The 12,105-nt window shown below is 64.1% G+C and carries 13 protein-coding genes; 2 read left to right on the plus strand and 11 right to left on the minus strand.

Annotation, left to right across the window (positions count from 1 at the left end; genetic code table 11):
- Positions 1 to 132: 132 nt before the first annotated feature.
- From NKH91_RS20835 to NKH91_RS20885, 11 genes are all read right to left on the minus strand, one after another.
- Complete coding sequence (locus tag NKH91_RS20835; protein ID WP_352844851.1) at positions 133 to 1,020, minus strand: amidohydrolase family protein; 888 nt, start codon at positions 1,018 to 1,020, stop codon at positions 133 to 135.
- A complete protein-coding gene (locus NKH91_RS20840) occupies positions 1,020 to 2,153 on the minus strand; it encodes a vWA domain-containing protein (RefSeq protein WP_352495770.1) in 1,134 nt (377 codons plus the stop codon). The genes NKH91_RS20835 and NKH91_RS20840 overlap by 1 nt, the downstream gene beginning before the upstream one ends.
- A complete protein-coding gene (locus tag NKH91_RS20845; RefSeq protein ID WP_023721265.1) occupies positions 2,150 to 3,031 on the minus strand; it encodes an AAA family ATPase in 882 nt (293 codons plus the stop codon). Before NKH91_RS20845 ends, NKH91_RS20840 begins: the two co-directional genes overlap by 4 nt.
- Before the next feature lie 9 nt (positions 3,032 to 3,040).
- A complete protein-coding gene (locus tag NKH91_RS20850) occupies positions 3,041 to 4,045 on the minus strand; it encodes a xanthine dehydrogenase family protein molybdopterin-binding subunit (RefSeq protein ID WP_023721264.1) in 1,005 nt (334 codons plus the stop codon).
- Between the two features lies 1 nt (position 4,046).
- Positions 4,047 to 5,414 (minus strand): xanthine dehydrogenase family protein molybdopterin-binding subunit, encoded by a 1,368-nt coding sequence (locus NKH91_RS20855; protein WP_352844554.1) that lies wholly within the window; start codon positions 5,412 to 5,414, stop codon positions 4,047 to 4,049.
- 13 nt (positions 5,415 to 5,427) lie between these two features.
- On the minus strand, positions 5,428 to 5,910 hold the full coding sequence (locus NKH91_RS20860) for a (2Fe-2S)-binding protein (protein WP_352481581.1): 483 nt from the start codon (positions 5,908 to 5,910) through the stop codon (positions 5,428 to 5,430).
- A gap of 32 nt (positions 5,911 to 5,942) precedes the next feature.
- Positions 5,943 to 6,737 (minus strand): FAD binding domain-containing protein, encoded by a 795-nt coding sequence (locus NKH91_RS20865; RefSeq protein ID WP_352788607.1) that lies wholly within the window; start codon positions 6,735 to 6,737, stop codon positions 5,943 to 5,945.
- Between the two features lie 21 nt (positions 6,738 to 6,758).
- The gene (locus NKH91_RS20870) at positions 6,759 to 7,211 is read right to left on the minus strand and encodes an SRPBCC family protein (RefSeq protein WP_352481579.1); all 453 of its coding nucleotides are present in this window, start codon (positions 7,209 to 7,211) and stop codon (positions 6,759 to 6,761) included.
- 107 nt (positions 7,212 to 7,318) lie between these two features.
- Positions 7,319 to 8,146 (minus strand): AraC family transcriptional regulator, encoded by an 828-nt coding sequence (locus NKH91_RS20875; protein WP_352844553.1) that lies wholly within the window; start codon positions 8,144 to 8,146, stop codon positions 7,319 to 7,321.
- Positions 8,147 to 8,415: 269 nt separating this feature from the next.
- On the minus strand, positions 8,416 to 9,414 hold the full coding sequence (locus NKH91_RS20880; RefSeq protein ID WP_023721258.1) for an ABC transporter permease: 999 nt from the start codon (positions 9,412 to 9,414) through the stop codon (positions 8,416 to 8,418).
- A 34-nt stretch (positions 9,415 to 9,448) separates the two neighbouring features.
- A complete protein-coding gene (locus tag NKH91_RS20885) occupies positions 9,449 to 10,189 on the minus strand; it encodes an ATP-binding cassette domain-containing protein (RefSeq protein ID WP_023675804.1) in 741 nt (246 codons plus the stop codon).
- Between the two features lie 426 nt (positions 10,190 to 10,615).
- Between NKH91_RS20885 and NKH91_RS20890 the strand changes: the two genes are divergently transcribed.
- Positions 10,616 to 11,605 (plus strand): sugar-binding protein, encoded by a 990-nt coding sequence (locus NKH91_RS20890; RefSeq protein WP_023721257.1) that lies wholly within the window; start codon positions 10,616 to 10,618, stop codon positions 11,603 to 11,605.
- Positions 11,606 to 11,752: 147 nt separating this feature from the next.
- Positions 11,753 to 12,105, plus strand: a 353-nt coding sequence (locus tag NKH91_RS20895; RefSeq protein WP_352950993.1) for a FadR/GntR family transcriptional regulator, incomplete at its 3' end; no start/stop codon positions are given.

Here is a 12,105-nt window from a genome sequence, read left to right on the forward strand (position 1 = left end):
ATCGCTAGCCTGGAGACGTAAGTGCTTCAAATTGCCTAGATTTCCACCGCCGAGTTTCTTCCAGCACCCCTCATCCGTCTCGGCGCTGCGCGCCGATCCACCTTCTACCACAGGGGGAGAAGGGAATGCGCGCTACACCGGCCGATAAACCTTCTCCGCCGTGTTCCAGAAGATGTCGGCCTCTGCCGCCGCGCCGTGCTTGCCCACCGCTTCCCTGTGCGCCCTGATCAGCTCGGCGTGGCTGGTCCACAGTTTCTCGATCGGGAAGTTCGATCCGAACATCAAATGATTGCTGCCGAGGATGTCGATGGCGGCGTCGACGATATAGCTGATCAGCGCCGGGTCGTTGCGGTGGACGAAGGTGCCGAGGCCGGACAGTTTTGCATAGAGGTTGGGGGCCGCTGACAGCGTGCGCAGGCCGGCTTTCCAGGCCTCGGTGGTCTCTGGCTCCATGTCGGTCAGCATGCCGGCGTGGGTGAGGATGAAATTGGTCTCGGGGTTCTCGCCGACAAGCGTCAGCCCGTCCTTCATCTGGGCGGGGAAAAGCTGCAGGTCGAAGGACAAGCCGTAGTCCTTCAGACGCGCCACATTGGCCCGCACCTTCGGGTCGATGACCTGATCGGCCGAGGCAGCGAAGCGGAAGGCCGGCATTTCGTGCCAGTGCAGCTGCATGCGCACGCCGCGCAGCAGGGGGTATTTGATCAGCCGGTCGATCTGGGAACGCACGTCGTCCACGGTCATGTCGGCATAGCCGACGATGGCGTGCGGCCAGCCGGTTTGTTCCGCGGTTTTCTGCAGGAAGGCGACCTCATTCTCGAAATCCTCCTTGGCCCAGTTGGTCTGGACATAGACCGCCTTCTCGACGCCCGAGCCTTGCTGGTCGGCGAGGAATTCCCCGATAGGATAGTCGCGGCGGATCGGCTCATACGGTCCGAAGATGCGCGGCACCATCGGCCCGACCAGCCAGGGCTGGTCCTTTTGGCGCCAGATGTGGAAATGCGCGTCGATCGCCTTCTGCATCACGAAACCCTCCTCCAGATTGCCGCGGCCGCCGGGGCTGGGCGGGCGAGCGACAGGATGAAATCGGTGAGGCCGGCGATCGACGAACCGTCGACCAGGTCGTCGAGCACTGGCAGGATGGCGCGAAGCGCTGCCGTCGCCGGCCGAAAGCGTGGATCGCCGGCCAACGGCGTCGCCAGCGAAAGCCGAAAGGCGCGGGCGCTCAGCCGGCGCATCGCCGTCTCCAGCTCGGCATGATCGCCGCGCTCCAGCGCATCCGACAGGATGACGATCGCCGCCCCGCGCGCAAAGGCCGAAAAACGCGGCACCGAGAGGAAGGCAAGCAGTGTCGGTCCCATGCGGGTGCCGCCGTCCCAGTCGTCGACCTGGGCAGCGGCGCGGGCCAGCGCCTGGTCGCGGTCGCGAATGCGCAGCGCCGAGGTGATACGGGTCAGTCGTGTGCCGAAAGTGAAGACCTCCGCCCGGTCGGCGCCTTGCACGGCCGCATGCGCCAGCTTGAGATAGTCTGAGGTGTAGAGTTTCATCGAGCCCGACACGTCGATCAGGATGAGTAGCTTGCGTGGCACTGTCTGCCGCCGGCGCAGCAGCGGCGAGGGGATATCGCCGTCGGCACTGACGATTTCGCGCAGCGAGCGGCGCAGGTCGAGCTTGCCGCGCGCATGCGTGCGCACCGTGCGGAAGGAGCGGCGGGCGGGCAAAGCGGTGGCGAGCTTGCGGCGGAAGGCGGCAAGCCCGTCGCTATCGCGGCTGAATTCGCGGACGCTCAACTGTTCGCTGGCCGAAGACAGTTCGCCGCCTTGCTCCTGGCGGACCACCTCGATTTCTTGTTCGCTGGTTTCGCCGTCATCCTTGATGCGGGTTTCCTCGTCGGCCTCGCCTCCGACCACTGCCGCGGTGCTGCCATAGAAATGGCTCCGAAAATGCGCCTCGAATTCGTCGCGGCGGTCGGGCGGCGGCGCCAGCGTGGCGAGCGCCGCTTCGCGGATGTCGGCCATCGAGCGCGGCCCAAGCAGCGTCACCGCTTGCATGAAGCCGGAGACCTGCTCGGGCGCCACTGAAAAGCCATAGCGGCGCAGCAGCCGGCCGAAGCCGAGGAAGGGCGTCGCCCCTCGAGGCAGAGCCGCGGGGCTCACGCCAGCGCCTCCTCGACAATCTTGCCGAACTCGGGCGCGATGCAGGAAAGGTCCTCCTCGTCCTTGATCAGCACGCCAATGGCGCGGCGAAACGCTTCCGGCCACGGACTGCCGCCTTTTTCGAGGATCGTCGCGGCGTTCGCCCATTCGACCGCTTCGGCGATGCCGGGCGGCTTCGCCAGCGGGCGGGCGCGAATGTCGCGCACTGCGGCAGCCACGGCGCGCGCCGTGGCCTCGGCGACGTCGCCGGCGCGCAGCATGATGATCTCGGCTTCGCGCCGGGCGTCGGGATAGGTGATCCAGTGGTAGACGCAGCGCCGCCGCAGCGCTTCGGCAAGCTCACGGGTGCGGTTCGAGGTCAGGATGACGATCGGCTGCGCAGTCGCGCGAATGGTGCCGCGCTCGGGAATGCTGATCTGGAAATCGGACAGGAACTCCAGCAGCAGCGCTTCGAATTCATGGTCGGAACGGTCGATTTCGTCGACCAGCAGCACGCGCTTTTCCGGCGCTTTCAGCACCTGCAGCAGCGGCCGCGCGATGAGAAAGCGGTCGTCGTAGATGTCGACCTCGTGCTCACCGGCATGGCGGATGGCGAGCAACTGGCGCTGGTAATTCCATTCGTAGAGCGCATGTGCGGCGTCGATGCCCTCGTAGCATTGCAGCCGCACCAGGTCGCGCCCGAGCACCTCGGCAATCGCCTTCGCAGCTTCCGTCTTGCCGACGCCGGGTGCGCCTTCGAGCAGCAGCGGCTTTCCCAGCCTGATCGCCAGGAAGATGGCGGTGGCCAGGCTTTCATCGGCGAGATAGCGCGAGGCGGCGAGGCGCGACGCCACCGCCTCAGGCGAGGTCGCGACTGTCTCAGCGCTTCTCTTGGGCATTTTCAGCACTCAGTTCGGGGCTTGCGCCTTCAGCGCCCGCAGGATGCGCTCCGGCGTGATCGGCAGCGTATCGATGCGCACACCGACAGCGTCGAAGACGGCATTGGCAACCGCCGGGATCTGCGGGTTGGCGCACATTTCGCCCGGCCCCTTGGCGCCATACGGCCCGTCCGCCGAGGGCCGTTCCAGCACGATGATCTCGGTTTGCGCGAGATCGCCAGGACCCGGCATCAGATATTGGTTGAAGTCGGTGCCGCCATGGTCGCGGTTGGGATAATAGGGCTCGGTCGTTTCGTAGAGCGCATGGCTGATGCCCATCCACGAGCCGCCAACGAGTTGCTGCTCGACCATTTTCGGGTTCAGCGCGCGGCCGATCTCAAACACGTTCTTTACCGTCAGCACGGTGACCTCGCCGGTCTCGTCGTCGACCTCGACCTCCGCCACCGTGCAGGCATGGGCGTAGCAGGTAGACGGCTTCATCGCTCCGGTCTCTTTCTCCGGATAGGAGCGGGGGATCAAAAACATGCCGCGGCCGGAAATCGAACGGCCGCGCTTGAAATGCGCCGACAGCGCGACATCGAAGATCGAGATCGATCTTTGCGGCGCGCCCTTGACCAGGATGTTGCCCTCGCCATCGGTCTCGAGGTCCGAGGCGTTTACCTCAAGTTCCTCGGCCGCCACTTCCAGCATCACCTGGCGGGCTTCCCTGGCGGCCTGGATGACCGCATTGCCGGCCCGATGCGTGCCGCGCGAGGCGAAGGTGCCCATGCAGTGCGGGCCGGTGTCGGTGTCGGCGGTGTCGACGACGACGCGGTCGGTCGGTACGCCGATCGTCTCGGCGCAGATCTGTGCCATGATCTGCTTCATGCCCTGGCCCAGGTCGACGCTGGAGAGCGTGACCATGAAATTGCCGGTGGGCGTCGAATGCACCAGCGCCTGCGTCGGGTCGCCGCCGAGATTCATGCCGGTCGGATAATTGATCGCGGCGACGCCGCGTCCGCGCCTGATCGCCATCTCAAGCTCCCTTCGCGTAAGACGACATCGTCATGAACTTTTCCGCCACTGGCCAGTTGGCGGCGCGCGAGGCTTCCTGCATGCACTCGATCAGCGCCGCCCCCTCCGTCGGCTGCCGGTGTGCCTTCATGTCGCCGTCGCGGTAGGCGTTGATGAAGCGGAATTCGAGAGGGTCCATGCCGATCAGCCGGGCGAGCTTGTCCATCTGCACCTCCAGCGCGAAGTCGCCGATGGTGACGCCGAAACCGCGCATCGCCGAGGACGGGGTACGGTTGGTGTAGACGCAGTAGGTGTCGATCCAGACATTTGGGATCGTATACGGGCCAGGATAATGCCCGGCGCCCTTCTGCGCGCCGTAGGGCGAATGGCGCGAATAGGCGCCGGCATCGGTGTAGCCGGTCACTTTCCGCGCCACGATGCGGCCGTCGTTCATGACGCCGTCCTTGATGACGACCTTCTCGGCGGCGCGCGGCGAGGAGATCTGCATCTCTTCCTCGCGGCTGTAGATAAAACAAACCGGTCGTCCGGTTAGTTTGGCGCCGAGGATGGCGATCGGCTCGACGATGACGTCGACCTTGCCGCCAAAACCGCCGCCGACGGTGCCGCCGACGAAATGCAGCTTGTTGCCGGGCATCTGCAGGATGATCGAGGCGTTGTCGAGCGTGAAGAACATCGCCTGCGTGTTGGTGTAGCAGGTGAAGCGGTCGTTGCCCTCCGGTGCGACGATGCAGCCGGTCGTCTCGGTCGGCGCATGCTCGATCGGCGAGGACTGATAGGTCTGTTCGAGCACGTGGTCGGCTGTGGCAAAGCCTGCCTCGACATCGCCAAAGCGCACCTTGCGGCATTCGCCGCTGTCGTAGAGGTAATAGTTCCGGCCGTGATACTCGTTGACGATCGGCGCGTCGGGCTTCAGCGCTTCCTCCATGTCGAAGACGGCCGGCAGCACCTCGTAGTCGACCTTGACCTTGGCGGCGGCTTCCTGCGCGGCGCGCTCGGTCTCGGCCAGCACCGCCACCACCGCCTCGCCCTTCCAGCGCACCTTGCCGTCAGCCAGCACCGTCTCGTCCTCCGGCCCGATCTGGATCAGGATCAGGATGGTGTAGACATTGTGCGGCACATCCTTGGCGGTCAGCACCTTGACGACACCCGGATGCTTTTCCGCCTCGGACGTATCGATGCTGCGTATGCGGGCGTGATGGTGCGGGCTGCGCACCATCTTCAGGTGCAGCATGCCGGGAAAATTGCGGTCGGCGAAATAGGTGGTCTTGCCAGTGACATGGCCGGGTGAATCCGAACGCGGCCGCGGCTGGCCGATCTCGTGCAGATCGTCCTTGCGCTGGTCGGCGAAATAGCTCTTGCGGAGTTCCATTTTCTTAACTCCCTCAAACCGCGTTCTGCGAATTGGAGCGCGCGGCGGTCAGCACCGCCTGGATGATCGGCTCGTAACCGGTGCAGCGGCAGATATTGCCCGACAGCGCCTCGACCACGTCCTCGCGGCTGGGGTTCGGCGTGTGATCGAGCAGTACCTTGGCTGCCATGATCATGCCCGGCGTGCAGAAACCGCATTGCGTGGCGAAAGCATCGAGGAAAGCGCGTTGCAGCGGATGCAGCACGCCGCCTTCCGAAAGCCCCGACGTCGTGGTGACGGCCGCACCGTTGCAGGTCTCGGCCAACGTCAGGCAGGACAGCCTGAGCTCGCCATCGATGATGACCGTGCAGGCGCCGCAAGTGCCTTGATGGCAGCCGCCTTTTGGCGAGGTGTCGCCGATCTTGTCGCGCAGCGCGTGAAGCAGCGTCGTGCCGCTGTCGATGAACTCGGCCTTTTCGGCACCATTGAGCGTGAACTGAACCGGGACCTTCGCCATCTTTATTACTCCTTGCGCCGCAGCCAGGGCGTTCAGGCGAGCAGCAGCCGGCCGAGATGGACCGGCAGGACTTCGTTGCGATACCAGGCACTGGCGATCGGATCGGTTGGCGGCGAAGTGCCGTCGTGGGCAACGGCCAGTGCCGGTGCGATGCCGTCTGCGGTGAGTTTGCGGCCAATCAAGGCTTTCTCCGCCGCCCTGGCACGGATCGGCCGGTCGGCCATGCAGCCGAGCGCGATCCGCGCTGACGTGACAGTGCCGTCCTGTGCCTGTTCCAGCACGGTGGCGATGCTCAGCACCGCGACGCCCTTTGGCTTGACCCGCGACTGTTTCAGGAAGCGAAAACCGCCTTCCTTCGGAAGCGTGAAGCCGACCGCAGTGACGATGGCGTGATTGCTCTCGCGCTTTGCCAGAAAGGTTTCGATCGGCAGCTCGCCGTAGTCGGTGGTGACGGTTGCGTCCAACGCCAGCAGTGCAACGGTGAAATCGCCGTAAGGCGTTGGCGCGAAGAGATTGCCGCCGACCGTAGCCATGTTGCGGATCGCCGGTCCGCCGACGGCGCGCGCGGCGTGGGCCAGTGGAGCGAGATCCGGGTGACGGGCGATCGCCGCCATGGTCACCGAAGCGCCGATGCGGACCTCGCCGCCGGAAATGTGGATGATCGACAGCGCCGGTTCGGTCGACCGGATGAAACCGGAAATCGACACGTCGCCTTCGTTGGCGGCGCGCACGACCAGTGTGCCGCCACCGAGATAGCGGGTGCCGGCGGCCTTCAGCGCCGCGCCAGCGTTCTTCACCGTCGGGAAAGTCTGCAGTGCAAGCGCCATGGAACGCTCCTGGTTGTCAGCTCAATTCAGTTCAACCTTGCCGGCGAAATGGGCCTTCAGGGCGTTGAAGCCGCCCTGGAAGACGTTGGCGCCCATGCCTTCGGCCAGCTTGTCGGCTTCTTCGGGAGGGGCGTCGAAGCTGGCGGTCCATTCGGCATAGGTGCGGTCGCCGTCGGTCACCCGCCGCAACTGCAGCGTCGCCTTGTGGTTGGTAAGCGGTTGCGGCGTCTCCAGGATGGAGTAGCTGACGAGGAAATTCTCGTCGGAGAAATCGAGCAGCTTTTCGCGGAGGCGGGCGCCGCTGGCGAGCTGGAAATTGCGTACGCAGCCGATCGTGCCGGCGTCCTTGCCGTCCTCGATGTGGCTTTCGACCATGCGCGGATGCCAGGTCGGCAGACCGTTGAAGTCGCGTATGCGTGCCCAGACCTTTTCGACCGGCGCGTCGATGACGCTGGAGATGGTGACTTTCGCCATATGATCGTTCCCTTGCAAATCAGCTGCTTGGGAGGGTAGGGCGGCAGACTCGGCGGCGCTTATCAATGCGTCTTGAACGCCTATCAATTAGTCTGAAAAACGGGCGCTCAGCTGATCGCCCGCGCCGCCTCGCGGTAAAGCGTCGGCGGAACGCCGACATGGTCGCGGAAGAAGCGCGAGAAATTGCCCTGGGTGGTGAAGCCGAGATTGCAGGCGACCGAGATCAGCGGCTCCTGCGACCACTGCAATTGCCGCACCGCTTCCTCCATGCGCAGCGTGTTCCAATAGACGTTGGGCGTCAGATTGGTCTGTTCCTTGAACAGGGCGAAGAAATGCGGCCGCGACAGGCCGACGCTGCGCGCCACGTCGTCGAAGCAGATGCGCTCGCAGACATTGGCTTTCATCAGCTGGATCGCCTTGCGGACGCGAAAATCCTGCATGGTGTGGACGCGGGCGCGCACCGTCTGCGGTGCGCAGGCGTCGGCGGCATCGAGCACGCTGTCGATGAAGCGCTCGATCTCGTAATTGGCGATGTCGTCGATGCTCTCATTGTCGCTGAGATGGTCGAGAAGGTTGGCCGCTGCCTTGTGCAGCCAAGGCTCGAGCGTGATTGCCGGGGCGGAGAACAGCGGCGCCGAGGAAGGCAGCTCGCGGCGCCTTCGAGCCCAGTCCGGATCGATGTAAAAGGCGAGGAACAGGCCGGGCGTGCCGTCGCGGGACAGAGCGTGGCTGTGCGGCTGGAAGGAATTGATGCCGGCGGCGGTGCCCGGTCCAAGCCGCACCGTCTCGCGGCCGATGGTCATCTCGCCGGCCGTGCCTTCCAGCCAGATGATGATATGCGCCTCGACATGGGCATGGGTGACGAAGTCGCTGGCGACGTTCAGGACAGAAACATGTCCGAACCGGCCCCAGTAGAGCCTGATCGCTTCCGTCATGGGTATATCCTCCCGCAGGCGACTGGCCTCCCTTCGCCTGCTGCGAGCGATTGTGCGGCTCAGTTCGGGCTTGCGTCAAGACGGATGTGCACGCCCGGGCGCCGGCCATGCGCCGCAGCGGCGGATTTTCAGACTCGGCGATAGGAAGAAGGCGAGCGTTTCCAGGCCGGTATGGCAAGACCGGTGCGGTCGACGGCAACCGGCACTCCCTTCGAGGCTGAGCAAGGACTTTTGCCAGCGAAGCAACTTTGCCCCGCCGGCGGAAAAGTTCAGTCGTTGCGCCTGAAATTGCGGATGCGGTCGAACAGCACGGCGAGCAGGATGGCGCCGCCGATGAACACGCCTTGCCAGAAGGCATTGATGCCGAGCAGGCCGAGGCTGTTGCGGATGACCTCGATCAGCGCGGCGCCAACGACTGCGCCGAAGGCTGTGCCCATGCCGCCGGCCAGGTTGGCGCCACCGATGACGGTGGCGGCGATCACCTGAAGCTCCATGCCGTTGCCGAGATTTGTGGTGACCGCGCCCAGCCAGCCGGTCTGGATGATGCCGGCAAGGCCCGCCGCCAGTGCCGAGATCATGTAGACGACAACCTTGATCTGGCGCACCGGAACGCCGGTCAGCGTCGCCGCATGCTCGTTGCCGCCGATGGCGAAGATGTGCCGGCCGAATTTCGTCCAGCGCAGCACGAAGCCGGTGATCATCGCCAGTACGATCATATAGAGCACCGGATTGGCGATGCCGAACACCCAGGCGCCGCCGCCAAGCGCCAGCAGCTTGTCGTGGTCCGGCCCGAACTGGAAGACGACGGTGTTGTTGGAGGCGACCATGGCAAGGCTGCGTGCGATCGAGAGCATGCCAAGCGTCACCACGAAGGGCGGAAAGCCGAGATAAGCGATCAGAACCCCGTTGAAGGCGCCGATGATCAGCGCCGTCGCGATCGCTGCGGCAATGCCGGTCTCGATGCCGTAGCCGGCATGCATGGTCACGGCCAGCACCATCGAGCACAGGCAAAGCACCGAGCCGACCGACAGGTCGATACCGCCGGTGATGATGACGAAGGTCATGCCGAGCGCCACGATGGCGACGAAGGTGATGTTGCGGGTGATGTTGTAGAGGTTCTTGGTCGTGGCGAAGGAATCCGTGGCCACGGACAGGAACAGGCAGGCGAGGATGACCGCGATCACCACCCAGAAGGTCTGGCTGGCAAACACCTTGCTCAGCAAGGTGTGCTGCTTGTGCGCGATCGTCTGATCAAGGGTGACTGCCATTATCGACCTTTTTTACTCATGGTTGAGGCGTCAATCATACCTGTTCGATAGCGCCGGTGATGAGCCCGGTGACTTCTTCCGGCGAACTCGATGCGATCGTCTTGTCGGCGACCTTGCGGCCGCGCCGCATGACGATGACGCGGTCGGCGACGTCAAAGACGTCGGGCATGCGGTGGCTGATCAGCACGACGGCGATGCCCTGGTCGCGCAAATGGCGGATCAGGTTCAATACCTCGGCGACCTGGCGGACCGAGATCGCTGCCGTCGGCTCGTCCATCAGCACGATCTTGGCCTGCGAAAGCATGGTGCGGGCGATCGCCACCGCTTGCCGCTGGCCGCCCGACATCTGTTTGACCAGGTCGCGCGGGCGGGTTTCGGATTTCAGCTCGGCGAAGATCTGGCCGGCACGCTTGTACATCGCGGCATAGTCGAGGATGCGAAGCGGCCCGAGGCCGCGGCGCAATTCACGGCCGAGATAGACGTTGGCGGCGGCCGTCAGATTGTTGCACAGTGCCAGGTCCTGATGGACGATTTCGATGCCATGCTGGCGCGCCTCGACCGGCTTGTGCAGGATCAGCTCTTTGCCGTCCATCTGCATCGTGCCATGGCTCGGTGGGAAATTGCCGGCGATCATCTTGACCAGGGTCGACTTGCCGGCGCCGTTGTCGCCCATCAGGCCGACAACCTGTCCGGCCTCGATCGACAACGAAACGTCGTTGACCGCCTGGATGGCGCCAAAATGCTTCGAGATGTTGGTGAGTTCGAGAACCGCCACCAGCCTTCTTGCCTCCCCGTGCTTTGCGGCCTGCGGTTCTGCCGCGGCCTTTCGCTCTCCCCAGTTCCTCCCGGAAGCAGCGATTTTGCCCATTTACGCATAAGCCACCTTGGCGTCAACCACGGCTTCTTTCGAAAAACAGTTTTGTAGGACAAATAGCATTGACGTCGGCGACAAGGCGATATTAGCTAAGTGTCGGAGGAGCTTGCGCCGATCTCCCGGGTTGCCGGAAGGAATCGGTGAAGGTTTGTCGGTCAGGGATTTGGTAACCAGCAGTATCTGTCGGTGCCGGTCTGAGACTGAATATGAAAATGCTTATCGACCTGGCTTGGCGACACGAGTGCGACGTCCTCTGTCATCTTGCTCCGGGTCGATCTGTGTGTGGCGGGCACGTGGTGTCCGTTTGTTTCAAAAGGGAGGACTGACATGAGGAAATCACTATTGCTCGCTGCCGCCGCCGTCATGGCGTTGGGTGCCGGGCCGGCTATGGCCAAGAAACAGCTCGTCATCGTCGTGAAGGGTCTCGACAATCCATTCTTCGAGGCCATCCACCAGGGTTGCGAGAAATGGAACAAGGAAAACGCCAGCTCGGAATATGAGTGCTTCTACACCGGACCGGCATCGACCTCGGACGAAGCCGGTGAAGCCCAGATCGTCCAGGACATGCTGAGCAAGCCCGACACTGTGGCGATGGCGATTTCGCCATCGAACGCGCCGCTGATCGCGCAGACGATCAAAAGCGCCAATCCGTCGATCCCGATCATGACCCTCGACGCCGACCTCAGCAAGGAAGATGCGGCGCTGCGCAAGACCTACCTCGGCACCGACAACTACCTGATGGGTCACAAGATCGGCGAATACATCAAGAAGGCCAAGCCGAATGGCGGCAAGATCTGCACCATCGAAGGCAATCCGGCGGCCGACAACATCCTGCGCCGCGCGCAGGGCATGCGTGACGCGCTTTCGGGCAAGGACGGCCTCGCCGCGCTGGCAGGCGAAGGCGGCTGGACGGAAGTTGCCGGCTGCCCGGTGTTCACCAATGACGACGGCGCCAAGGGCGTGCAGGCGATGACCGACATCCTCGCTGCCAATCCCGATCTCGACGCCTTCGGCATCATGGGCGGCTGGCCGCTGTTCGGCGCTCCGCAGCCCTACCGCGACCTGTTCAAGCCGATGGCCGACAAGATCGCCAGCAACGCCTTCGTCATCGGCGCCGCCGACACGATCGGCGACGAGGTGGCGATTGCCCGTGACGGGCTGGTGACCGCGCTGGTTGGCCAGCGGCCGTTCGAGATGGGCTACAAGGCGCCCTCGGTGATGATCGACCTGGTCGAAGGCAAGCCGGTCGCCGATCCGGTGTTCACCGGCCTCGACGAATGCACCAAGGACACGGTCGACACCTGCATCCAGAAGTAGGTTCGCAGTTTCGGGGCGCCCTTCGACGGGCGCCCCGTCACAGACCGTCCATACGAACGCACGAGGCGACGCTGCTTTGGAGCGTAGGCCGCTGCTTTGTCGTGTCCTGAGTTCAGGCTTTCGACAAGCGGCTGCCGGGGAATACGAATGCCGGACGCGACATCAAAAAAGCGACCCGCCAAGTTGAAGGCAGAGGCTGAGCGGCCGGCCGGCGTTCGGCGTGCCGACGCCGCACACTTTCCCGGATCGAGCGTGCATGCCTCGCTCGCCAACGAAATCGGGCTGAGGATCGTGCGCGGCGATTATCCGCCGGGAACCATCCTGCCCAACGAAGCCAAATGGTCGGAGACCTTCGACGTCAGCCGCTCGGCGGTGCGCGAAGCCATAAAAATGCTGATGGCCAAGAGCCTGCTTGCGTCACGTCCCAAAATCGGCAGCTGGGTCGAGCCGAAGGAGCGCTGGAACCTGCTCGATCGCGATGTGCTGGCCTGGTACGCGAC

Origin of the sequence: Mesorhizobium sp. M0894, assembly GCF_040319725.1 — a bacterium.
Lineage (GTDB): Bacteria > Pseudomonadota > Alphaproteobacteria > Rhizobiales > Rhizobiaceae > Mesorhizobium.

What these genes read in the sequence shown, in the direction of transcription:
- NKH91_RS20865 (WP_352788607.1), bottom strand. Translation starts at nt 6,737, where the DNA reads ATGGCGCTTGCACTGCAGACTTTCCCGACGGTGAAGAACGCTGGCGCG.
- NKH91_RS20860 (WP_352481581.1), bottom strand. Translation starts at nt 5,910, where the DNA reads ATGGCGAAGGTCCCGGTTCAGTTCACGCTCAATGGTGCCGAAAAGGCC.
- NKH91_RS20855 (WP_352844554.1), bottom strand. Translation starts at nt 5,414, where the DNA reads ATGGAACTCCGCAAGAGCTATTTCGCCGACCAGCGCAAGGACGATCTG.
- NKH91_RS20875 (WP_352844553.1), bottom strand. Translation starts at nt 8,146, where the DNA reads ATGACGGAAGCGATCAGGCTCTACTGGGGCCGGTTCGGACATGTTTCT.
- NKH91_RS20845 (WP_023721265.1), bottom strand. Translation starts at nt 3,031, where the DNA reads ATGCCCAAGAGAAGCGCTGAGACAGTCGCGACCTCGCCTGAGGCGGTG.
- NKH91_RS20850 (WP_023721264.1), bottom strand. Translation starts at nt 4,045, where the DNA reads ATGGCGATCAGGCGCGGACGCGGCGTCGCCGCGATCAATTATCCGACC.
- NKH91_RS20880 (WP_023721258.1), bottom strand. Translation starts at nt 9,414, where the DNA reads ATGGCAGTCACCCTTGATCAGACGATCGCGCACAAGCAGCACACCTTG.
- NKH91_RS20890 (WP_023721257.1), top strand. Translation starts at nt 10,616, where the DNA reads ATGAGGAAATCACTATTGCTCGCTGCCGCCGCCGTCATGGCGTTGGGT.
- NKH91_RS20870 (WP_352481579.1), bottom strand. Translation starts at nt 7,211, where the DNA reads ATGGCGAAAGTCACCATCTCCAGCGTCATCGACGCGCCGGTCGAAAAG.
- NKH91_RS20835 (WP_352844851.1), bottom strand. Translation starts at nt 1,020, where the DNA reads ATGCAGAAGGCGATCGACGCGCATTTCCACATCTGGCGCCAAAAGGAC.